23 protein-coding genes are annotated in these 21,505 nt (G+C 66.2%); 14 read left to right on the plus strand and 9 right to left on the minus strand.

Features of this window, described 5'->3' with window-relative positions:
- The first annotated feature begins 1,162 nt into the window (after window positions 1–1,162).
- The 3 genes from ACWEVN_RS11575 (at window position 1,163) to ACWEVN_RS11585 (ending at window position 3,763) form a co-directional block, all read left to right on the plus strand.
- Window positions 1,163–1,501, plus strand: coding sequence for a hypothetical protein (locus tag ACWEVN_RS11575; RefSeq protein WP_452051183.1), 339 nt, complete (start codon window positions 1,163–1,165; stop codon window positions 1,499–1,501).
- Between the two features lie 45 nt (window positions 1,502–1,546).
- Window positions 1,547–2,536 carry an ABC transporter substrate-binding protein gene (locus tag ACWEVN_RS11580; protein WP_452051184.1) on the plus strand — a complete coding sequence of 330 codons (990 nt, stop codon included), beginning with the start codon at window positions 1,547–1,549 and terminating at the stop codon, window positions 2,534–2,536.
- A gap of 468 nt (window positions 2,537–3,004) precedes the next feature.
- Entirely contained in the window at window positions 3,005–3,763 is a 759-nt protein-coding gene (locus ACWEVN_RS11585; RefSeq protein ID WP_452051185.1) for a hypothetical protein, read from the plus strand.
- Window positions 3,764–4,002: 239 nt separating this feature from the next.
- On the opposite strand, the gene ACWEVN_RS11590 is transcribed toward ACWEVN_RS11585, so the two are convergent.
- The 7 genes from ACWEVN_RS11590 to ACWEVN_RS11620 all read right to left on the minus strand — a co-directional run bounded on the left by ACWEVN_RS11590 (window position 4,003) and on the right by ACWEVN_RS11620 (window position 8,817).
- On the minus strand, window positions 4,003–4,314 hold the full coding sequence (locus ACWEVN_RS11590) for a hypothetical protein (RefSeq protein WP_452051186.1): 312 nt from the start codon (window positions 4,312–4,314) through the stop codon (window positions 4,003–4,005).
- 175 nt (window positions 4,315–4,489) lie between these two features.
- Window positions 4,490–5,005 carry an NUDIX domain-containing protein gene (locus ACWEVN_RS11595; RefSeq protein WP_452051187.1) on the minus strand — a complete coding sequence of 172 codons (516 nt, stop codon included), beginning with the start codon at window positions 5,003–5,005 and terminating at the stop codon, window positions 4,490–4,492.
- Between the two features lie 196 nt (window positions 5,006–5,201).
- Window positions 5,202–5,354: a hypothetical protein gene (locus ACWEVN_RS11600; RefSeq protein WP_452051188.1), complete on the minus strand. Its 153-nt coding sequence runs from the start codon at window positions 5,352–5,354 to the stop codon at window positions 5,202–5,204.
- Between the two features lie 40 nt (window positions 5,355–5,394).
- A complete protein-coding gene (locus ACWEVN_RS11605; RefSeq protein ID WP_452051189.1) occupies window positions 5,395–5,856 on the minus strand; it encodes an NUDIX hydrolase in 462 nt (153 codons plus the stop codon).
- 72 nt (window positions 5,857–5,928) lie between these two features.
- Window positions 5,929–6,543, minus strand: a complete 615-nt coding sequence (tmk, locus tag ACWEVN_RS11610; RefSeq protein WP_452051190.1) for a dTMP kinase — start codon at window positions 6,541–6,543, stop codon at window positions 5,929–5,931.
- Window positions 6,544–6,566: 23 nt separating this feature from the next.
- Window positions 6,567–8,030, minus strand: coding sequence for a B12-binding domain-containing radical SAM protein (locus ACWEVN_RS11615; protein ID WP_452051191.1), 1,464 nt, complete (start codon window positions 8,028–8,030; stop codon window positions 6,567–6,569).
- Entirely contained in the window at window positions 8,008–8,817 is an 810-nt protein-coding gene (locus tag ACWEVN_RS11620; protein WP_452051192.1) for a hypothetical protein, read from the minus strand. Before ACWEVN_RS11620 ends, ACWEVN_RS11615 begins: the two co-directional genes overlap by 23 nt.
- 972 nt (window positions 8,818–9,789) lie before the next feature.
- Between ACWEVN_RS11620 and ACWEVN_RS11625 the strand changes: the two genes are divergently transcribed.
- The 4 genes from ACWEVN_RS11625 to ACWEVN_RS11640 all read left to right on the plus strand — a co-directional run bounded on the left by ACWEVN_RS11625 (window position 9,790) and on the right by ACWEVN_RS11640 (window position 13,951).
- Entirely contained in the window at window positions 9,790–11,292 is a 1,503-nt protein-coding gene (locus ACWEVN_RS11625) for a helix-turn-helix domain-containing protein (protein ID WP_452051193.1), read from the plus strand.
- On the plus strand, window positions 11,282–11,653 hold the full coding sequence (locus ACWEVN_RS11630; RefSeq protein WP_452051194.1) for a hypothetical protein: 372 nt from the start codon (window positions 11,282–11,284) through the stop codon (window positions 11,651–11,653). The genes ACWEVN_RS11625 and ACWEVN_RS11630 overlap by 11 nt, the downstream gene beginning before the upstream one ends.
- 592 nt (window positions 11,654–12,245) lie before the next feature.
- Window positions 12,246–13,001 (plus strand): pentapeptide repeat-containing protein, encoded by a 756-nt coding sequence (locus tag ACWEVN_RS11635; RefSeq protein ID WP_452051195.1) that lies wholly within the window; start codon window positions 12,246–12,248, stop codon window positions 12,999–13,001.
- 299 nt (window positions 13,002–13,300) lie between these two features.
- Complete coding sequence (locus ACWEVN_RS11640; protein WP_452051196.1) at window positions 13,301–13,951, plus strand: hypothetical protein; 651 nt, start codon at window positions 13,301–13,303, stop codon at window positions 13,949–13,951.
- Here ACWEVN_RS11640 and ACWEVN_RS11645 read toward each other — a convergent pair.
- Window positions 13,929–14,687 carry an HAD family hydrolase gene (locus tag ACWEVN_RS11645; protein WP_452051197.1) on the minus strand — a complete coding sequence of 253 codons (759 nt, stop codon included), beginning with the start codon at window positions 14,685–14,687 and terminating at the stop codon, window positions 13,929–13,931. The genes ACWEVN_RS11640 and ACWEVN_RS11645 overlap by 23 nt on opposite strands.
- Before the next feature lie 88 nt (window positions 14,688–14,775).
- Between ACWEVN_RS11645 and ACWEVN_RS11650 the strand changes: the two genes are divergently transcribed.
- Window positions 14,776–15,969, plus strand: a complete 1,194-nt coding sequence (locus tag ACWEVN_RS11650) for a helix-turn-helix domain-containing protein (protein WP_452051198.1) — start codon at window positions 14,776–14,778, stop codon at window positions 15,967–15,969.
- A gap of 239 nt (window positions 15,970–16,208) precedes the next feature.
- On the opposite strand, the gene ACWEVN_RS11655 is transcribed toward ACWEVN_RS11650, so the two are convergent.
- Complete coding sequence (locus ACWEVN_RS11655; protein WP_452051199.1) at window positions 16,209–17,324, minus strand: helix-turn-helix domain-containing protein; 1,116 nt, start codon at window positions 17,322–17,324, stop codon at window positions 16,209–16,211.
- Window positions 17,325–17,485: 161 nt separating this feature from the next.
- Here ACWEVN_RS11655 and ACWEVN_RS11660 point away from each other — a divergent pair, with 161 nt between their 5' ends.
- From ACWEVN_RS11660 to ACWEVN_RS11685, 6 genes are all read left to right on the plus strand, one after another.
- Window positions 17,486–17,674, plus strand: a complete 189-nt coding sequence (locus tag ACWEVN_RS11660) for a hypothetical protein (protein WP_452051200.1) — start codon at window positions 17,486–17,488, stop codon at window positions 17,672–17,674.
- Window positions 17,671–18,027, plus strand: a complete 357-nt coding sequence (locus tag ACWEVN_RS11665; protein ID WP_452051201.1) for a hypothetical protein — start codon at window positions 17,671–17,673, stop codon at window positions 18,025–18,027. The genes ACWEVN_RS11660 and ACWEVN_RS11665 overlap by 4 nt, the downstream gene beginning before the upstream one ends.
- On the plus strand, window positions 18,015–18,416 hold the full coding sequence (locus ACWEVN_RS11670; protein ID WP_452051202.1) for a hypothetical protein: 402 nt from the start codon (window positions 18,015–18,017) through the stop codon (window positions 18,414–18,416). The genes ACWEVN_RS11665 and ACWEVN_RS11670 overlap by 13 nt, the downstream gene beginning before the upstream one ends.
- Before the next feature lie 332 nt (window positions 18,417–18,748).
- Window positions 18,749–19,600, plus strand: coding sequence for a hypothetical protein (locus tag ACWEVN_RS11675; protein WP_452051203.1), 852 nt, complete (start codon window positions 18,749–18,751; stop codon window positions 19,598–19,600).
- 159 nt (window positions 19,601–19,759) lie between these two features.
- On the plus strand, window positions 19,760–20,233 hold the full coding sequence (locus tag ACWEVN_RS11680) for a hypothetical protein (RefSeq protein ID WP_452051204.1): 474 nt from the start codon (window positions 19,760–19,762) through the stop codon (window positions 20,231–20,233).
- Entirely contained in the window at window positions 20,230–21,240 is a 1,011-nt protein-coding gene (locus ACWEVN_RS11685) for an SAM-dependent methyltransferase (protein WP_452051205.1), read from the plus strand. The genes ACWEVN_RS11680 and ACWEVN_RS11685 overlap by 4 nt, the downstream gene beginning before the upstream one ends.
- Window positions 21,241–21,505 lie beyond the last annotated feature (265 nt).

A 21,505-nucleotide genomic window follows, 5' to 3' on the forward strand; every position in this document is an offset into this window, starting at 1 on the left:
CGCGCCACGGTCTTCAGCCCGGTCGCCGCCGGCCTCACGGTCGCGGTCCTCGCGCTCAACCTGCGGCCCGCCGTCACCAGCATGGGAGCGCTGCTCACCCACCTCGAGGCCACGGCCGGCCTGCCGCCAACTGTGGCCGCCGTGCTGGTCGCGCTGCCGACCTGGCGTTTCGCGGTCGGCTCCTGGACCGCGTGGCGGCTACGGGCCCGGTTCGGGATCCGCGGCGTCGTCGCCTGTTCCCTCGGCGTCCTCGGCGTCTCGCTGATCGCCCGGACGTTGCCCGGCGACGTGACGATCCTCGTCGGCACCACCGCAGCATGCCTCGCGATCGCGGTCCTCGGCGCGCTGCTGCCGGTCATCGTCCGCACCGCAACCCCCGGCTCTGCGGCCTGCTACACCGCCTGCCTCGGCGCCGGATCCGCGATCGGCGCACTGCTCACACCGACCGGGGTGGCGTGGCAGCTCGGGCTCGGCTGCTGGGCACTGCTCGCCGCGGTCGGTCTCCTCGTCTGGCAGGGCAGCGGCCGCCACCTGACTACTACGGCCGGGGCCGCCCCGGCGGTGCGCGTCAGCCCGAGGACGCTAACCCCGCGCGGCACCATCGCCACCGTGACCGTCCACTTCGGACTTTTATCGGCGGTGACGTTCCTGCTGATGGGCCGATTGCCGGCGATCCTGCACACCGCCGGCCTCACCCAAGCCGAGGCCGGGTACCACTTCGCCGCGGTCATGGTGCTGGGCGTCCCGGTCTCCGTTGCGGTCCCGTATCTCGCCCGCCGCGTCCCGCACACTCCGCTCGCGGTCACGCTCGCGGGATCCAGCATCGCCGGCGTCACCGGCCTGCTGATCAGCCCCGCTACCGTCACCTGGCTCTGGACCGGACTGCTTGGCATCGGCCTCGGCGCCCTCGCACTCGCCCTAATTGACCTGGGCCGCCGCACCGCGGGCGACCCGGACACCACCGCCGCGCTGTCGTCGGTCGTCCAGGGCCTCGGCTACACCCTCGCCGGCGTCCTGGCCCTCGGCATCGGCCTGCTCGAACCGCCACCAGTACCTGGACCTGGCCCCTGTTCGCGCTCGTCGTCGCCCTCGTCGGCCAGGCCGTCACCGGAACCACCATCGGCGACGTCCGCGCCGCCCCGACCTCACCGGAGGTTCGCTGATGCCCGCAATCGATCTCTACCGGGTCGTCCGCGCGGACGACACCCACGATCTCAAGGCCGGGCAGGTGGTCGAGGTCGTCCGCAACGCCGGTCCGGAGATGTTGAACGACGTCATCCGCGGCTGGGTCGAGCAGCTCGCCGCTCAAGCGGTGCTCAGCGCCGGAACCGCGATCGCCGTCCACGGCGAGACCGCGACCATCCGCCAGCCCCGACAGCCCGAGCCCGACCTGACGCTCGGCGCCGGGGACTGGCTCGTCCACACCCGCACCCGCCTGCTCGTCGTCACCGACGACGCCTTCCACGAGGGCTTCCGCAGCCTGCTGCGCAGCCCCTCCTGAACACCCCGTTCGTCCCCTCCCCACCACCCTCGAAGGAGCACACGCGTGCGCAACGCGACACGCACCGCCGTCACCACGGCCCTCGCGGCCGCACTGGCCCTGACCTCCAGCTGCAGCGCCCTCGGCGGGGACAAGCCCGCCGCCGTCGCGGGCAGCCAGCTGGAGACTTCCGGGCTCACGGTGTCGATCATCAGCTCGGTCGACTTGGTGCCACTGTGGGCCGCCCAGAACGGCGGCCAATTCGCCGCCGAAGGCCTCAACGTCAAGATCGATGTCGCGGACTCCGGCGACAAGACGATGACGAAGGTCGTCGCTGGTGGGGCTCAGCTCGCCTTGACCACCTGGACGCTGTTGTTCAAGGCCCAGAGCGAAGGCGTCGCCGACTTCCGGCTCGTTGCCGACGCCACCACGGCCACGCCGAAGAGCAACAAGATCGTCACCGTCCCGACCTCGCCGGTGAAGCACGTCGAAGATTTGCCCGGCAAGAAGATCGGGATCACCAGCAAGAACGCCGCCTCGGACGTCCTGACGCAGTCGGTGATGCGCGACCGCGGCCTCGACAGGTCCAAGGTCGAGTGGGTCCCGGTGCCGCTACCGAACATGGCCGACGCGCTGCAGCTGGGCCGGGTCGACGCCGCGTATGTGCCGGAGCCGCTCGTCACCGACGCGGCCCAGCAGGTCGGCGCCATCTCGATCGTCGACGTCGGCAGCGGCTCCACCCAGGACTTCCAGCTCACCGGCTACGCCACCACCGCGAAGTGGGCGCAGGCCAACCCCAAGACGATCGCCGCCTTCCAGCGGGCGATCGCCAAGGGCACTCGCGCCGCCCTCAACGACCGTGGTCTCGTCGAACGCTTGGTCGTGAAGTACGCCAAGGTCACCGAGACCACCGCGGCCCTCATGGAGCTGCCAGGTTACGGTGCGAATCTCGATGCCCGACGTCTCCAGCGGGTGCCGGACACGCTGCTCAACCTCGGCATCATCCCGTCCGCCATCGACGCCAGCCGCATGATCGTCCCGCAGACCACCGGCTGACCGACTCCGCCGGAATACCGGGCACCGGCCCACGGCCCCATCCCCGTCGTGGGCCGTTGCCGCCTTCCCCGAACGGCGCCGGATCTCCGAGCAGACCCACCCCGGTCGCGGATCCACCGAGACCACTACGGGTGCGGGCAGCGCCACCAATCCCGTAACCCGGCCGGCACGGCAGCCGCCCAGACGACCGCGTGCAGCTCCGGTGAACCCTGTGCCTCGGCACGACGGCGTTGGCACGCTTGCCGCCGGTCAGCCCGCCGATCGCGGGCAGGAACGGAGTGTCGGCCAGGGTCAGGGCGAACAGCTCGCCCACGGAGCTTGAGACATTGTAAGTGTTGGCGATTGCCGCAACACCTGGCATGAATCACTCCAGTCTTAATTTGTCAGTCCGCAAACGAGGCGGGCACAGAGACGTAACACAAGGCCCTGACGACGCGACTTAGCCCGTAGGCAGGTCCGGAGGTGCAGGTGTCAGACGGTGTGGATGCTGGTCGCGAGCCAGCAGTCGAGACAGATTCGTCGCGAAAGTTCGCCAACGACCCGTGGCCTCTGTTCGGTATAATTGCGGACGTTTCAGCAGTAGTAGTACTACTCACAAGTCCATTCAAGTTGATTGTCGCAGTACTAGCAACATTGGCAGGCGCGCTCGGAATAAAATCGCTCATCAGCAACTGGAGGAAGCCGCTCAACAGGAAAACTTTGCTGTCGATGACAGTGGTCACGGTTAGCCTTATGACAATTTCCGTCATAGTCACCCTCGCCGCAGACGGCGGAGGCGGCAACATGCCAGAGGCGAGCAATCCGTCCCCAAATCTTCTTCCGCCCGCCAGCGACGAGCACGGGTGCAGATACCTAGTTCAAACCTTGGACAAATCGCCAGGGGACCTCGGATCAGATGCAGACATAAAGATCAACTCCGTAGAACTAACTGAGCACTACACAAAGATCAGTGTCGCCGTATCCGCACTGCGCGGAACCCTTAACCTTCCCGCCAATCAAGCCCAGCTATCCACGGAAAGTGGCAAAACATTCTACCCGATGCTTAGCGATTGGCCTGCGCTAATACCCAACGAACAGAGCAGGTCTGGAATCATAGCTTTCATTGGCCAAATCCCTTTGGATGCCGAGCTTTTCACCTTGACCTTAATCGACGGAAAGAATACCAACATTTCATATTCTGCACAGATGCGCATATCCTACGACTCCAAAAGATGTGATCTTCCCTAGTCAGGTCGTCCAGGTATCGGAGCGCGTCGGTCGCGTCCGCCCAGCCAAACCCAGCGGCGGGCGCGAATTTTCCACATCCACTGCCGCGAGACGAAGTCGAAGACGCAGTCGCGGACCCGATCCGGATCTCGCAGACCGATCACCCGGCCGATGCAGCCCTGGGCTTGGGACGCGTGCAGGGCGTCATTCAGTGACAGGTCGTGGTAGCGGGCGCCGACGACACTCCCAGCCGCTCCTGATCAGTTCAATGGAGTCGGCGTCCATGGCGCCGCCGGATCTGAGGGAATCGGCTCAAGCCGATCGGGCATGTGCGCTCGCAGTGCATCGCCGATACCGCGCATCGCCTGGAGGTCGGTGCGGACTAAATACGTGGCGTTGCGGAGATCGTCGGTAATTTCGCCCTCGATCCGAGCGAGCACACCGTCTTCGGCCTCGGGATAGTGTGGGATGTAGGCCAGTCCGGCCGCGACGGTGCCCCCGAAGAACGTAGGAGAATCCGTCCTCAGCGCGGTCGACAGCTCCTCTGCCTGGTCGTAGCGCAGCCGCGTCATCCACGCACCCGGAGCACCAGGCGCGATCATCGTCAACTGAAGTCCACCCGGGGTTCGGCGAACATCGACGGTAGCCAACATCGCCCCAGCATCGCACCGCTGTCGACATGTCAGCCGCCGCGACACCCGAATCGATCGGGCGACCAAGCGCCTGACGGTGCGCTTGGCCGCTCGGCTAGGAGACGTCACCTGGCCCGAGCGGATCAAACCCGTTCTCAAGGTATGCGGTCCGGCCAGTATCCACGACATCAAGGCACACAGCGACGCGGCGCGCCATGTGTGGCCGGAGCATTCCCGCGGCTTCAGCGCGAGTAGCGAACTTTGAGCGCTTCAACTCGCGGTCGGCCAGCCGTAGTGACGCGATTTGGTCCTCGCTCAGGATGCCGCCGTCGAACAGGTTGTTGGACAGAGCGGGGCGGCCGTCCGGTTGCGGCGGGACCCAGTCCACGACCAGTAGCCGGCCGGGGAGCAGGTCGAATCCAAGTTCCTCCTTGATTTCGCGGCGCGCGCCCGCCCGCGGGGACTCTCCCTCGTCCAGTCCGCCACCGGGGATCTCCCAGGTCTCGGCGCCGTAGTTGGGCTCGACGAGCAGAATACGGCCCTCGGCGTCGCGGAAGATCACGCCGGCACTGGCGATCTGCTTGGGCAGCGTCGCGTAGTACTCGGCGGGTCGCAGCCATTTCTGGGTCATGCGCAGTGACGCTACTTACCCCGCCGCGGCTGCTCGTGACGGCGTCGGGTCATCAGTCGGTCTGGATCTCGGTCAGCAGGTCAGCGGCCAGTTCGTAGGTACGGTCGCACCGCGGGCACCGTGCCGGTCGTCCAAGGTGTCCGCGCAGCGGCCAACCCAGCCGACCGCGCGCGCCGGGTTGGCCCGGGGTATGCGGTCATCGGCGAGGACGGCTTGTGGGCTGATCATGGATGTCGTCGTCGACCTGGGCGCCGAAGACGTCGGCGTGGTTGCCGATCTCGACAATGTCGCCGATCCGGACGCCGCCGAAGCCGGGCAGACGACCTGCTTGTCGCCGCCACGCCGTCACCGGCGTGCTGCTCGGTCCGGGACCGGATGATCGGCCGCCGTCAGACCGTCACCGAACGCGGTTGTTCGGACCAGCCGAGCAGGCCGAACGGGACACCGTCGAGGTAGCCGCGGATACCGGCGAGCGGGTACGGGATCACGTCGTCGGGCAGGTTGTCGAGCGGGAACCATTCGACGGCCGAGCACTTGTCGGGCTCGCGGTTGTACGGCTCCCCGGACCAGCGACGAGCCTCGAAGAACACGCCGAGCCGCGGCACCGGACCGGACCCCGTGACGTGCACGGTGTGCGCGTGCCGCAGGTCGGCCGGATCGATGTGCACGCCGACCTCTTCGGCGGCTTCGCGCGCCGCGCCAGCCGGCAGGGACTCGTTGGCGTCGAGCTTGCCGGATGGAAGGTGCCACATGCCCCCGCCGTAGGTGCCGCGCCGCTGCGTGAGCAGCAGCTCGGCGCCGCGAACGAGCAGAACGTGCACGTCAATGATCGTGTGCTGGCCGTCGGACATCCGGCGAAGATCCTCACGGGTGGCGGGCGCTGAACCTGCGAGCCCGCCCGCGCCGGCGGGCTCGCAGGCAGGCTACGCCGTGACCACCTCGGCGCCGGGACCCTCTACCCGCTCGGCGATTCGGCCCACGAGGTACGTAGCAACCTCCACCGGTGAAGCGCCGGCGGTGTCCACCTCGACCACGGGATACCGCCACCGCGCGAGCCGTACCGCGGCCTGCTCGTACAGCTCGCACTCGCGCCGACTGCTCTCCGCGCCGGTGTGGAAACGGTCGTGTGCACCGCGACCGGCGACCCGTGCCGCCGTCACCTCTGGTGGCGCCTGCAAGATGACGGCCAGGTCGGGCACGTCGGCCGCGGCGTTGATCGCCTCGACGAACGGCAGCGGTACGCCGTCCATGCATTGCAGCACGTAGGACGAGGCGACGTAGCGATCGCACACGACGATGGCCCCCGCGGCCAGGTGCGGCCGCACCTCCTGCTCGAGGTGGTTATACCGGTCGGCGGCGACCAGGCAGGCGAGCGTGTGTCCGCGGTAGGTGTCGGTGTGGTGCCGAGCGGCGTCACCGAGCACGCCTTGCGACGGCTGCGCCGTGGCGTGCACCTGGTATCCGCGCTGGCTCAGGTACTCGCGCGGCAGGCGGGTTGTCGTGGTTTTACCGACGCCGGCCGGGCCGTCGATGGTCACGAACGCCCCGCGGCTCGATCGCTTCACGCGGCCGCCTTCCGGTCGAACTGCGCGCGGGTCACCGTGACCAGGCTGCGCCGGACGTAATCGATGGGTGCCTCGCTCAACTGGATGTTGACGGAAAAGTTGAACTCGTCGCGCTCGCGCATCGACTCGTCGACACCGCCGGAGGTAAGGTCTACGGCGCTGTAGTTGAGCAGCTGCTCGGCGGTGTACTTGCCCGACCTCATCAGCTCACCCCAGTCGGGGGTACCCGGGTACGGGCGGTACTCGAAGGCCGACGCACGGAACCGGCCGGGCAAACGGTCGGTGATGTCCCACAGGTCGTGTACGAGCCGGACGGTGTCGTCGATCTCGGCGCAGGTCTCGGTCGGAAACCCGACGATGAAGTATCCCTTCACGTTGATGCCCCGCTCGGTGAGCCGGCGCACCACCGACCGCGCCATCTCGGGGGTAATGCGCTTGTCGATCCGCGCGAGCATCCGCGCGTTGCCGGACTCGACGCCGAGCGCGACCTCGCGCAGCCCGTTCGCGACGAGGGTGTCGAGCACGTCGTCGCTCGTGCGGTTCAGCACGTTGATTCGCCCGGTGGCGTCCCACCGCGCCCAGTCGCCAACCTGCTCGGCGGTGAACGCGGTCATCATCGTGGTGATGACGCGCGGGACGCCGAGGAACAGGTCGTCGACGAACCGGAACGCGCTCACGCCCGCGCCGCGAAGCTCGTCCATCTCGTTGAGGATGTTGTGCGGCTCCCGTGTGCGGATGGTGATATCGGGGTTCGCTGACACCGCGGCGCCGCAGAACGAACAGTCGTAGGGGCAGCCGCGAGCGCCGACCATGTTCGCCTCGAGCCGGCCACCGTCGCGGTGCGGGTCCTGCGCCAGATAGCCGCGGTCGACGAACGGCAAGCCGTTGATGTCGGGGGCGAGGTAGTGCCCGTGCTTCGCCCCCATCCCGCCCGTGACCGGGGTGTGCATGATCGGATCGAGCCACATCACCCCGGGCAGCTCACTCCGTCGTCGGTGGTCGTCGAGCAGGACAGCGACCCGCGTTTCGCCCTCACCGATCACCAGCGCTTCGCACCGGCTCATCCGCTGGTCCAGCAGGATTTCGGCCGGCATCGCTTTCGCCTGGTGGCCGCCGAGCATGACCTTGATATCGCGGTCGAGCCGCTCGACGATCCGGGCACTGATCTCGTAGGTCGGGGCCAGCAGGTTGAATCCGGCCCACCGCGGGGCGGCCGCGTTCACCAGGCGGGCAGTCTGTTCGACGCCGAGCCCGTGCGCCTCGGCGTCGAGCACGCCGACGTTGAATCCCTGCGCGACGGCGTAGGTGGCGATGTAGGCCATGCCGAGCACCGGCAGCGTGAAGTCGTTCACCCGCGGGCGCTCGTCATAGTCGCGCAGCGGCGCGTTGACGAACAGAGCGTCGACCTCGCGTGTCGGGTCGGCACCGGCGATCAGGTCAGAGAGCAACTCCTGTGGCATGTCGGACTCCCCAAGCGAGGGTGAGCAGCGTCCACTCGGACAACTGCGCGCCGGCCATCGCCTGCCACATCCGCCCGAACTCAGGTTCGGGTGTCGGCCAGTCGACCGACGGGGCGAGTTTGCCCGCCCAGGTGCGTACGGCGAGGTCGGCGAAGGGATAGAGGCTGTAGTCGTTGGTGACGTCGGCGGCCGTGGCGCCGGCTGTCCATGGACCGATCCGGCGCACCCTTTGCACTGCGTCGACGAGCTGTTGGCCGGTCATGTCGGCCCAGTCGCCGGCCGCGGTGAGCGCTGCGGCGCGAAGACCGTCGCGGAAGAACTTCATGCGCAGGGCATCTAACGCCTCGTCAGGCAAGTTGAGGACTACCTCGGGTGCGGGAAACAGCCACGCCGGGCCAGCCGGGGTGTCGTACCGCTGGCCGTGGGTCTCGCAGAATCGGCGGTAGTTGTCCCTCGCGGTCGCGGCCTTGATCACCTGTCGGGTGATCGCGGTGCCGAGCGCTTCCCACACGTCTGTGGTCCGTACGCGCGCGACCGGGCCCTCGGCCCGCAGCGGTGCGCACACGGCCGGGTCGCCGGTCAGGTTTTCCGGGTCGACCGTGTCCACGATGGGTGCGCGGTCGGCGTTGCCGGTCAGGCAAACCATGTCGACGGTGTGACCGCCCTCGGGCGCAGGCGAGCAGATCACCGACCAGACGGCGTTGGACGAACGGAGGACACGCCGTGCCCGGCCGTCGGTTCCGCGGAGCCATCCGGGGTGGTCGAGCATCATGGTCGGATACGCCACGTTCGGCCTTTCTCGCATCGGGTCGGGACATTCTCGCGGGAGGTGACCGCGCCCTCCCGCCCCAGGTGCGCCTCATCGGCCCGCCCTCACAGGCCTTGCGCGGTACCGGTGGACTGGCCTGGTTTTGTCACCGATGCGCCGGGCAATTACCGTCGCCAGCTTCGTGCCGGCAGACGATGCATGACGGCTGCGAGTCGAGAAGGTCAAGCGCTTGAGGTTTGCCCGCGCGGCACGTCCGAGCAGCGTCGTGACCGTCAAGATCGCCATCGTGACCGCGACAGCTACTGCGTAGCCGACGACGAACTCGCTCACCGCGACCGTCCGGCCGCGCGATCCACCGACGCGCACGAACCAGATTTCAGCGGGCGCGGAACTGAGTCGGGATCGGGCAGGTTTTGAGCGTGGGCTCGGACAGTGCCGCCGTCCCACCGAAGCCGTGAGAGCATCAGAAGCCCTCGCGCAGCCGGTAGGCCTGAATCGCCGGTGAACACGGCCACGCGTGCCCGCACTGGCTGCAGCCCCTCGCACCGGGCCCGTGCAGCTGCAGGGGTCACAGTGATCATCGAGTACAGCTGGACCGGCTCAGGTGCTCGTGGTGGCTGCCCGCGACGCCTGCACCGAGCCGCCGGTACGGGCGCCGGCAGCCGCCGGGTGTGGCGGATAATGCGAGTGGTGGTCATATGTCGTCCCCGTTTCCTCGTGGGCTCTGGGAGGCACCCCGGCGGCCGGGACCACGTCGAACACGGGCGACGCGGGACCGCGCCGCGGTGGGGACGTCCGGCGTCGCCTGGTGCAGCGGTGCAACCGGCCGCCGGGGTGCCTGCTGACCAGCCTGAGCCACGGCCCGGGAAAAGATCATGACGAGACCCGCGTGACGGGTATGCGTCCGATGCATAGCCACTACGCCACAAAGCGCATACAGTGATCGCTGTCATACCGACAGTCAGCCGCCCTGTGCCGAGGTCCTGCGAGATGAGCGTTTCCCGCACCGCCCGCTATTGCCGCTGTGGTGCGCGCCTGGCTCAGGACAATCCCCGGTCGCTGTGCGGGCCGTGTCGTCGGAGGTCGCTGAATACCCTGGTCAGCGCACCAGAAGTACCGCCGAGCTTCTGGGACACCGAAGAGCTGCGCGACGCGTTGGCCGCTCGGCACATGGGCCGGGTCATCTGCGCCTACCGGCGCAATCCCTGGCATCGTCGGCCGCTGCCGCAGACGGTGGTCGCCGGCTGGGTCGGCCTCACGCAGACGCAGCTCAGCCGCATCGAGACCGGCGCACCGACCCAAGACCTCGCCAAGCTCATACAGTGGGCGCGTGTTCTCCGAATTCCGACCGCGCTGCTGTGGTTCGACGTTCCGGGTGCCCCGCCGCTCGATCGCCGTGCAGAACGTCCATCGACTGCGGCCGCGCAGCCAGCAGAACAGGTGGACGCCATGAACCGTCGCGAGCTCCTGCGACTGATCTCCACGACCGGAGCGCTGCTGGCCGTCCCCGGACTCGACGAACAGATCGACCTGGAGCGCCTCGAGCACGCCGCCGCGACCGGCCGGACCGATCTGGCCACTGCGGCCCAGCACGAGCGATTGAACGCTCAACTATGGCATGTGTTCTCCCGAGCGACGTCCAAACAGGCGACCCTGCCCGCCGTGCGCACCCAGCTCGGCATCCTCAAAACCGCACTCCAGCACCCGCAGACCTCTGTCGTAAGGCACAAGCTGTGCACGGCAACAGCTGACCTCTTCCAGCTCAGCGGCGAAATCTTATTCGACAGCGACCAGTACACCGACGCCGCCCAGTGCTACGCCCTCGCCGCCAGCGCCGCCAAAGAGGCCAACGCCTACGACCTATGGGCTTGCGCGATGACCCGGCACGCCTTCATCGGCGTCTACGAGCGCCAGTTCGAACAAGCCGCACCACTCCTCGCCGGCGCCGCCACGGTGGCCCGGCGCGGCAATTCGCGGCTGTCCACCCGGCACTGGGTGGCCGCTGTCCAGGCGCAAACCCACGCCGGCCTCGGCGACCTGACCGCCTGCGAGCGCGCACTCGCCAAGGCCGAGGAGGTCAAGACCCTCGATGGGCCGGTGCACACCGGCGGCTGGCTGCGCTTCGAAGGCTCCCGCCTGGCCGAGGAGCGCGGCGCCTGCTACGTCGAACTCGGACGCCCGGACCTCGCCGAGGCCACCCTGACCAACGCTCTCTACCCGGACCTGTCTCCTCGTCGACGAGGCAGCGTCCTGACGGACTTGGCCACGATCGGCGCACAGCGGCGCGACCCCCACCAGCTCGTCACCTACGGCAACGCCGCACTCGACGTCGCCCGGCAGACCGGATCAGCCGGTTACGTCGGCCGCAAGCTCGCCGCCCTACGCCCGCAGCTGGCACCGTTTCGTGCCGATACCCACGTCCGCCACCTTGAGCAGGAAATCAGCCGGCTCAAGGCCGTTCCCGCCTCAGATGGAGTTCTCCTTGTCCGATGAGCACGGCCGCATCTTCCGCGAAGCCTGGATCTCCGGCGTCATTAAGCATTACCCCGGCGAACCCAAGCCCAGCTACATCACGCCTTGGAATGAAACCCCCGACTGGGAACGCGAGAGTGCCGCTGCCGTCTACGAGCAGGTAGCCGCCTTCATCGAGGTGACCGCTGGTGCGGCGACGAAGCTTACCCGCGAGCAGAAGAGTCGGTTCGTCAGCCTGTGCTGGACCGGCCAGATCTACAAGCACATACCTGATCCGAAACCTGCCTATGTCGCCGACTGGGACCAGCTGCCAGATTGGCAAAAGGAAACAGACGCCGACATATTCGAGAAAATTGAGCAGTTGAGCACGCAAACCACCTAATCGTCGAGACGGCTCGGCGCCAATGCCTGATCGCGGCGCCTGCCTGACGACGCAGCCTCGATCCAGAATACTCGATTGGCTGCTCACCCTGTGACGTCGTTCTTCTGACACCTCGGCACACAGGGCGAGGGCGAGGGGTGGAACGTGACGTTCAAGACCACGGACGCACGCTATGCCGAACTCGAAGCGCACATCGTCGCAGAGCACCGTGGGACAAGCCCAAGGTGACCGCCGTTGAGCTCGCCTGCGGCTCCGTCGGCTACGTGCGGTGGCTCGAGCAGTCAACGTGCGCGATGACGTGGCGCGCGTCTGATACGCAACCCCGATGGCTGCTGGGAGCATGCCGACAGGTCACGGTTTCATAAACTACCGGATGATTCACGAGCAATCTCTCGACCCCTTAAGGCTGCCTATCTCGAGTACCTCACGACGAATGTTCCCAACCCAGTGAGATGCCGGTATGTTTTTTTCTAAATTCCAGGGCGCAGTGCATTTTTCAATGCACGCCTAATTGTTTGAAGACACTCGTAACGGCCACGAGCCCAGGATCGACTCCTTCGTCACGACGACGAGCACGGCCGGGGAGAACCGAGTGGCAGGTCGCAAGATCAAAGCTAAGCCAAAGCCTCTCTTCGCGCGCATGCTTGACGCTTCGATGGGCCTAGTCATTGTCGCGGCAATCACGGTCGGTACCCTCGCCATTTTTGCCGACAACGCCGCCCTTCTAGCAGTCCTGGACGTCGACGTCTACTTCCACGTAGCCGGGCTAGGGATCGGACTGGGCATCGCCCGTCTACTGGTCGTCACTCCGGTTCGCAACAGTTGGGTACGCTTCGGCGCCGTGACACTTACCGCAGCAACTGTCATCGTTGCAACCACTGCAATTCCAACAGTTTTTCGCGCGATGATCGCTCAACATTCACCGCCTCCGGCGACACCTCCACCGGGCACCCCATTACTGGTTGAATCGACATCCCTCACACACGCCTTACATCGCGATCAGAATCTTTCAAACTCGCGAATAGTAGGAGCAGCAGTCCAAGAAGTTGATTTTGGCGGCGCCGATCTTCACGAAAGCGACTTCCGAAATTCAACCTTCACGAATGTCAACTTCGCGGGAGCCAACCTCTGCGCAGTAGACATACGGGGCGCAAATCTGGAAGGCGCCCTTCACTTGAACGAGGTAAAGAATTGGCGGTGGGTGTTCTTTGACTCGACCACCAAGGTCCCCTCGGACATAAGCCTAGCCAGAATTGCCGGAACAGTCGAAAGTACCACCGGCGAGCTAATATACTCTTGCGAGCCGAATCAAACTCGCCAAATCACATCGGATGGGCATCGTCGATGACGAATCGTCGAAAGCGAAGTAAAAATCGAGTAACCCTACGAGTTCAGCGTCCAACACCGCCGACGCCTGCACCACAGCGCCGAACCCGACGCAATCGCGTGGCTCGACTTGGCATACGTGATCTTGCCAGCTCGGCGGGTGCCCTCTTGCTTCTGACCAGCATGGTCTTCGTCCCAAGTGCGGAAACTAAGCCACTGCCGATCCAGTTCAGGGTGGATCGCACGAAGTTAAGTGACTTACCGGTATCGATCTCAGCGCTTCAATCATGCGGCTGCTGGTCAGGCGTACGAGATCAGGCAGTGAAGAAGTTCAAGTTCACCCTCGAAAACCGAGGAGACACGAAGGTCGACATTGGCGGCGGCGAAACGTCATCGATCCGACTACTTGTCGCATACCCGAAAAACTTCAAGCCACTGGTCACAATCCCGGACGAATCTTCGATTAACAGCAAGTACGTGTCCGTCGCAAATCCTCCCGACGTTACCGTCTGGCTTGCCGATAATCATCGAAAAGCCGAAATATCCGAAGTGGAAAACGGCCAGGAGCTATTCGCCATCCCTGACGACTTTCGACTCTGGGCAATTCCTGCGGTCCCAAACTATGTCGTTGAGCAAGAGTCGAAGGATTCGATGACCTTTGCCACAGTTGTAGACCGGACAGAAATACTGCCAGGCGAAAAGTTCGCAGACGCGCGACGCGGCCATGGGTCCTGGGTCTTCTTCATGCCCTTACAGCGCAAGTTCATAGACGAGAACTTGGCTATCAGGAAAGGAATATTCGTCGACGACTACTCACTATGGCAAGAATTACCACGCACTACCACGAAGGATACTGCACCATTCTTTCAAATATTAGGAATTGGCCTGCTCGCGCAGCAAGACTCTTTTAAACTCATTGGATTCTCGCCAACCCCACCCGACGACGAGCTCAAGGATCCTTCCGATCTATAGCGATCGACTCTGCAGGCATCTCGGGAATTTCGAGAATCGAAAAGACTACAGCTGGAATGTCCGCCAGAGTCGACACCGCGCGAGTGGCTCCAGCCTGGCGCAACTCAGTTTCATCTGTCTTACCGGTCGCAACACCGACTACCCGCACACCTGCAGACAACGCGGCCCTGACGTCATTCGGCGTGTCGCCGATCAGCACGACCTGCTCGTTGTCAAAATGCGCGCCAGTGCGTGCCTCAGCTCGCTGACGCGCGATCTGTACCAACTCGGAGCGGTCAGCGTGATCGTCTCCGAACGCGCTGCTGTCGAAGTCAAGGAAGCCTGCGAGGTCAAAAACATCCAGTTTGATACGTGCCACCTCCCGCAGGTTTCCCGTAAGGATCGCCTGGTGGATCGCAGGGTTGGCAGCGAACCGCGCGAGCGTTTCCGGAGCGCCGGGCAGAGCGCGTCCGGTGGTAGCCAGTTCTGAGCGGGCGTCTGTGTAACCCTGCACCAGGGCATCCGCAAGCTTCTGGACGGCCTGGTCGGTCGCTTCCAGCCCGTTGACCTTCAGCGATTCGGCCATGATGTCCAGTTCGGTCCGACCCGCGATGGTCGCCAGCCTGGCCAGCGGCTTTCCGGTGGCCGCCGGAAACGCCCGCTCGTAGATCGCCCGCCCAACGCCTCTTGTCTCGATGAGCGTGTGGTCGATGTCCCACAGCACCAAGGTCCGAGGCACAGCATCAGGCGTGGTCATGTCGTGAGTGTGCCATCCGTGACGAATTGAGTGCGGCGAGATACCATTCGGGCTGGTCAGAAGCCTAGCGGGGAGGCGGCACAAGATCGTGAACGACCAGTTGGCGCGGATGGTGGGTGATCGGGTGCGGTTCTACCGCACGGCCGCCCGACAGACGAAGACGGTCGTTGCCGGGCTCACTGGTATCACGCCGGACTACCTCTACCAGATCGAACGCGGCCAGAAGCTGCCCACGATTCCAGTGCTCGCACAGCTCGCCGAAGTCCTGCGCGTCAAGCTGGGTGACCTGCTGAGCGCCGAGCCAATTGCGGCGCACCGGCGCGCCTCTAATGCTGCCGGGGACGCGATCTACTGCGCCATGACTGCGCCGGCGACGGCAGGTCCAGCCCGTGTTAGTGACCTCGGGCGCCAAGTCTGCGAGGCCTGGAGCATCTGGCAGACGTCCGGTCACCGCTACAGCGAATTGACCACCGACTTGCCAGAGCTCATCGCAACCACCGACGCGACGGTCCGCAGCACCTCGGGCAAACACCGGCGCCAGGCGCAGTCCGTGGCCGCCGACTTGTACGGACTCGTTCGGACCGTGACGAAGCGCATCGGCCGCGTAGATCTGTCCCTCCTGGCTGCCGACCGCGCACAGCGGTCCGCGGAACAAGCGGACGATCCGCTCCGGCTAGCCGGCGCCCGCTGGAACCTCATACAGGTCATGCTCGCCGATGGCCACGCCCAGGCCGCTGAAGACGAAGCCATGAAGGCGCTCACCGAGCTTCAGGCCGCGCTCGGTCCGGACCACCTCGACGCTGTGGCGATGTCCGGCGCGCTTCTCCTCCTCGCTGCCGTGGCCTCTGTCCGGGCCGGGGATGCTTGGACAGGCCGCGAGCGACTCCGACAGGCGACGCCGCTTGCCGAGCGAGTCGGCGACCGCAACGTCTGCTGGACCGCCTTCGGGCCGACCAACGTGGCGATGTACGCCGTCTCAATCGAGGTGGAGTCCGGTGAGGCCGTCGAGGGCTTGCGGCTGGCCGCCCACATCGACCATGAGCGATCGCTCTCGATCGAGCGACGGGTGGCTTTCTTGCTCGACCAGGCGAAGGGCTACGCACAACGCCGCGAGTTCGCCCAAACCCTGGCCCTCTTGACGACCGCCGAAACCGACGCACCGGAAGACGTCAGCTTTCGGCCCGCGGCCCATTCGCTGATTCGTACCGTCATGAAACGCGGGCGACGGACCGAGGCAGCCGGCGCCGTCCAGCTCGCCAGCCGAGTCGGCCTGCCAGATTAAGCCAACCCCTCGCCAGCTACCTACCCGAACTGACAGTTCGGGTTACCGGCAAGTAATCGTCCTACCGTCGAGTTCTGGCACCTTGGCGGCCGGTTGATCGTCCTCTCGCCTTCGAGGTCACGGGCGAACTCCCGCAGGCGCTACTTCTCGTTCACCGTGATGCGTCCCGGTCGTCGGGTGCCACTCAGCATCCGCAAGCAACGAACGAGGCGATCCCGGTGCACCACGGCGAACACTCATCAACCCTGAATAAGCAGTTCGACCTCACCCATCCGGCGCGCAAGCCTCGTGGAGTTGACGTCCACGGCGGCAGCTCTCGCCTCGTCAAGGGCGGCACGCGCCGCGTCCAGTTCGCCGGCACGGGCGTAGGACTCAGCCAGCCACGTGCGGTACAACGCCACCTCGCGGGCGTGTGCGCGGTCGTAGCGGTCGATCGCAGCCGTGAGCAGCGGCGCCGCGGCAGCCGGATCGCCCAGCTCGATCAGGCACCGGCCAGCCATCACATCGATCTCGTCCCGCGACATCCAGTACACCCATTCGGGTTCCGGAACATCGACGGACTGCTGGTCGAAAGCGATGTCGACCCCGTCCAGCGCGCGGCGGGCGGCCTCCTGGTCGCGGGATCGCGCACTGGCCCAGGCCAGGCGTTCGAGCAGGAGTGTCCGGACGACCGGCGAGGCTTGCCGGGCGCCGGTCACCGCGCTCTTGGCGAGCAGCTGGGCGTCGGCCGGATCGCCCACGTTGGCCATCTGATAGGCCAGCGACGAGAACAGCTGCCCGGCCAACGCATCGTCTCCGGCCTCGCGAGCTGCGGAGACGCCGTCCAGGTACGTGCGTTCGGCCTGCAGGTACGCTCCGGCGTCGCTGGCGACCCAGCCGGCCAGCTGGGCGAGCTCGCCGACCACCACGCGCAGTCGCCGGCCGACCTGCTCGGTGTAGCTTCCGCCGTTCACGACGTCAGCGGCCTCGGCCAGCTCGCGGTGGACCAGCGGGTTCAGATCGCCTCCGCCGACGGTGTCGTCCAGGTGACGAAGCTCGATGACCCGGCGCTCGAGTTCATCGGCGAGACTGTCGCCGACGCGTCGGCCGGCGGCGCGGTGCACCGCCACCGGCGTGTCGGACACCAGCCACTCGTGCGCCAGCCGCAGCGGGTCCAGCGACGGCCCGTACAGCGCGTCCACGGCCACGTTCAGCGCCCGCGAGTACGCGGTGACGTGTTCCGGTTTGACGGTGCGTTCACCGTTCTCCAGCTGCCAGATGTAGGTCTTGCTGTAGTGCGTCTTCGCCGCCATCCTCGACAGGCTGATCCCGGCGGCCTCGCGCGCCGCCCGCAGTTGTCCACCCAGCTCGTGCACGATCTCCCGTCCCGCTGCGAACAGTTGCGAACGGCGATTCAGTTCCCATCACGCCCCGTAGCTACCAGGCTACCGGAAAGGCAAATTCGACGCGGCTATCCGGCATGCGATCGGTTGTCGAGCCGGGACCGCGTCACACGAGTGAATGTGAGGAGCGCACGATGACAGTCGACTACGGATACCTGGCAACGCTGCTGCCCATCACCTTCACCGCCCTGTTCGCCATCGCATTCGCTATTGGTCTGGCCCAGCAATGGGTGGCCAGCCGAAAGCGAGCGCGTGCAACCGCCAGCCGGAACACTTCTCCGCACCACGGCCAGCTCAACAACATTGGACGCGGCCTCCGATGACCATCCCCGTGACGAGCCCGTTCGCGTTCCTCTGGGACGAGCCGGCCAGCGAGCCGTTCACCACCTTGCTGAAACGCCACTGGGACTTCCATCCAGTGTTTGACACCGACGGTCTCCTCGAGAAGATCACGGGCGCCTTCGCATGGGAGGTGGACGGCTTCGTCGACGCCCTCCGCCTCAAGAGCGAGACCGACGCCGCCGCCCTGCGCACGGATCGCGCTGGCGGGAAGGTCTGGGAACGCGAAGGCGACGCCCTCGACGTCCTGCACCAGCTCGTCGACCTTCCCGAGCCCAGCGACCCGCGCGCGCCCCGTCTGGTGATCGGCTCAGCTCCGCGGCTGTGGACACCGTGAAGTGGCCGTGGGCGCGGCGACGCGCGCGACGAGAACTCGCCTTCGTCCAGGCACGGCAGGCGCTGGTATCGCTGCCGGACGTCCGCTGGCGCGATCCCGAGTCCGAAGAACAGGCACGCACGCAGCTGCAGGAGATCGCCACGATCGTCGGCCGCGCACTGGTGCGAGTTCATGCGTCATCGGACGAAGCGCGCGCGTTGAAGTACGCGCAGGCGAGGTTGACCGCGTTTCTTGTGGGCTGGGACGACCCCCGCCTGATCGCACCGCCACACGTCGCCCCCATGTACAAGAGCCTCACGCGTGCACTGCGCGACCTTTCTGCCCGCTTGGCAACGAGCAAGAACGCCGATCCGCCAGTGGACCCCGACGAGCCCGTCCCTCGAACCTGAACCCGCCAAGAATCCCAGCCCGAACAGGCGATGTACGTACCTCCCTCCTATCCGGTCTGCGCGCCTCGACCGAAACGCGGGCTTCCAACCTCCGGGCGTCGAGGCGCATCCACCTTGTTCATCCCCGAATCTGGAACGTCATCACCATGCAAGACACCTCAACCACAACATCGTGCTGCCACGAGGCGATCCGCGAATCTGACACGTCGATCTCGTCACCGCCGACTCCGCGAAGGTATCTACACCAGCAGGACCCGCCCGGCAGTCACCGGCATTTGCCCGTACAACTGCGCACATCGCCGCCTCGCCGACCATGTCACCGGAACACACTGATGACAGACTCCGAACGACTGCTGGATCACCCCGGCACGCCACCGATCAAGCTGCTCGGCCTCATCACCGAGGCCTACACCGACGCGTTGATGCGGCTCGCGTATGCCGAGCGTGACCGTCATGACTGTACGGTCTACAGGAAACTCGGCTACGACCTGATCGGCGCCGGAGCACAGGTCCTCATCCACGCCTGCGCTCGTCGCGAGCAGCCGGCCGACGCCCCGCGGGCGGTCGCGGCGGAAGCGACCCGTGAGCTGCGGACCACTCTCGGCCTCGCCGAGCACGTTGCGGGAAGCTCAGCCGGCGCGGAGTCGGTAGCGCCGGACATCGAGGCGGTGGCCGAAAACTGCGCGCAGGTCACCGGGCGGCTGTACCGACTTGCGGCCGGGCTGTCGCCGTCGGTCATCGCCGAGATCAATCCCCTCGGCGAGGATCGCGACGACGCCCTCGACAACGAAGAAGCGAGCCGCGCCGGGCACGACGACGCAACCGCGACACCACACCGCTTCGACGGGCAATCATCACTGGAAATGGGGGACCGCGGCATGATCACGTGTTCAGCCAGTCGGCCGACCGCGACGGTCCTTCGGTCACCATCCACCAACTATCCGCGGATCCACCGCGTCGACGACGCCACGTTCGAATCCACCGGGGTGCTCGCACCTGCGTGCGCGTCAGCGGATTCCCGGCGCGACACCGTCTCTGCCCCTCGGTCCCGTCAGCCCCGCTACCGCGACACCTGCGCCGCCGTCACCTGCGCACGACCTCAATGCAGTGAGAATCCCGCAGACACCGACCGGCCAGCCGACGTGACCAACCCTCCAACCACCGCGGAGCCACCATGCCAGTAACCGACGGCGCAAGACCCGAGACCTGGTCGTGGACCACCGTGCGCGCGCGGCCGCTGCACGACTACCTCGACTCCCGCACACCCACGGTCCGGATACGGCATTGGCCCACTCGCGATCCCGACTTCCCGCACACCATCCACCCGCTCCAGGAAGCCTTGGATGACCCTGACGACCACCACCGACACCGGCGAGTTCGCCCACGCCGTGGGCGCGGAACTACAACAGCAGCGGGAAGACCGCGGCTGGTCCCGCCCTGCGCTTGCCGCGTGGCCTCGGAACCAGGTGGCGGCGCGAACACTCATCATGTGGGAGAAAGCCACCCGCTCGATGTCCCTGCGCGAGCTCGGCGACGCCGGCCTGCTCGTTCAGCTGCGGCCGTCGCAGCTGCTGGCACGGGCCGAGCACCGCATCGGCTGGGAATTCGACCTGGGCGTGGATCTCGCTGTCCTGGCCGCCACCCAGACCGACGCGCCCCGTCCCGCAGCCCGCTGGGCACAACAACCGCTCCACACCGAAGCCCCACAGTCTCCCGGATCGACCCCGGACGACCTCACCAGGCTTGCCGACCACTGCCGCCTGAGCATCGCACCCCTCACCATCCTGCCGTCCAACCAAGCGCCGGTACATCCATGACGCCACCAGGGACAACACACGCCACCCCAATCCGCCAAACCACGGCCAGCGAGAAGCCGTGGTCGCAACCAGTCGGGACGAATCCAGACCGGGTCAATCTCGCCTTCCTTCTCGATGCCTTCCGGGAAGCAAAAAACAGCGACAACCGCGATGTTCCCTGCGCCAAATTCGCCCACAACAGAGAACTTCACGCCGCGCGCCTGCTCGAAGCCCAAGTACCGGACGCAGGATTCGTATTCCGGTCCGAACACGCGTTCCTTGAACGCGCTGCCGCCTACCTCGTTGCCCGGCAAAGCATCAGCACCATCGTCGTCGCCGGCGCGGGACTGCCCAACATCGCTGGAGAACACGACCTGCACTCGCTCATCCGCCGCACCGAGACGACCAACCGAAACCGCGAGCGGAGCACCACTCGTGTCAGCGTGATCTACGTCGATCACGACCCCCTGGTCCTGGCGCACCTGCGCACGATCGCCGACGAGAACGACGGCGTCCACGTCGTCGACGCCGATCCCTGGGATCCTCAGGCGATGTGGGACACCCTCTACAACACCGCCGAGAAAACCCCCGGCCTGGTCTCACCCAACAACCGCCGCGTGGCGCTCCTGTTGGGCGGCGTGATGTCCTTCCACGGCGGCAGCCGCGCCGACACCGCCCAGACCGTGCAGGCTCACCTCGCCCGGCTGCCCGCCAGTGCGTTCCTGGCCATGACGCACCTGCTGCAGCCCGAGCATCCCGACCTCGCCGTCCAGGCACTCGAATTCGAAACTGCGCTGCAGCGCCGTGGCCCCGGCACCGGCAGTCTCGCCACCGAAGCCCAGATCGAAGCGATGATCCGCGGCACGAACCTGCTACCACCTGGCATCGGCCCCGCGTTCGCCTGGTTCCCCGACGGGCCGCCCACCGACACGCCGGTGTGCGGGAACTTCACCGCCGCAGTCCTCACCCAGAAACCTGAATCCGACCGCGACCTGCCAGAACCTCCGTGGCGGCCGGCAACGTCCTGACTTCCTGGCCGACCGTGCCCCGACGCCGCGGACGGCCAGGAAACCGGGGCCGGTGTCCTCACAAGACACGGGATACCTGTGCGAGGACACCGGTTGCCCGGAATCGACCGGCTACCGAGGTGGCCAGTCACCTGCCCGCGATCAAGGTCGAGCAACCGCCTTCCCCGATCGCGGGTGACCACCGGTGCCTGGCCGTGCTCACCCTCCCCCGAGCACGGCCAGGCACCCACTCACGACCCGGCGCAACCCCAAGTCCGCCAGGATT

Source organism: Amycolatopsis sp. NPDC003861, assembly GCF_053605405.1.

Coding starts and splice junctions, on each gene's coding strand:
- ACWEVN_RS11575 (WP_452051183.1), top strand. CDS start 1,163: ATGCCCGCAATCGATCTCTACCGGGTCGTCCGCGCGGACGACACCCAC.
- ACWEVN_RS11590 (WP_452051186.1), bottom strand. CDS start 4,314: ATGACGCGGCTGCGCTACGACCAGGCAGAGGAGCTGTCGACCGCGCTG.
- ACWEVN_RS11595 (WP_452051187.1), bottom strand. CDS start 5,005: ATGACCCAGAAATGGCTGCGACCCGCCGAGTACTACGCGACGCTGCCC.
- ACWEVN_RS11605 (WP_452051189.1), bottom strand. CDS start 5,856: ATGTCCGACGGCCAGCACACGATCATTGACGTGCACGTTCTGCTCGTT.
- ACWEVN_RS11615 (WP_452051191.1), bottom strand. CDS start 8,030: ATGCCACAGGAGTTGCTCTCTGACCTGATCGCCGGTGCCGACCCGACA.
- ACWEVN_RS11625 (WP_452051193.1), top strand. CDS start 9,790: ATGAGCGTTTCCCGCACCGCCCGCTATTGCCGCTGTGGTGCGCGCCTG.
- ACWEVN_RS11645 (WP_452051197.1), bottom strand. CDS start 14,687: ATGACCACGCCTGATGCTGTGCCTCGGACCTTGGTGCTGTGGGACATC.
- ACWEVN_RS11660 (WP_452051200.1), top strand. CDS start 17,486: ATGACAGTCGACTACGGATACCTGGCAACGCTGCTGCCCATCACCTTC.
- ACWEVN_RS11665 (WP_452051201.1), top strand. CDS start 17,671: ATGACCATCCCCGTGACGAGCCCGTTCGCGTTCCTCTGGGACGAGCCG.
- ACWEVN_RS11675 (WP_452051203.1), top strand. CDS start 18,749: ATGACAGACTCCGAACGACTGCTGGATCACCCCGGCACGCCACCGATC.
- ACWEVN_RS11680 (WP_452051204.1), top strand. CDS start 19,760: ATGACCCTGACGACCACCACCGACACCGGCGAGTTCGCCCACGCCGTG.
- ACWEVN_RS11685 (WP_452051205.1), top strand. CDS start 20,230: ATGACGCCACCAGGGACAACACACGCCACCCCAATCCGCCAAACCACG.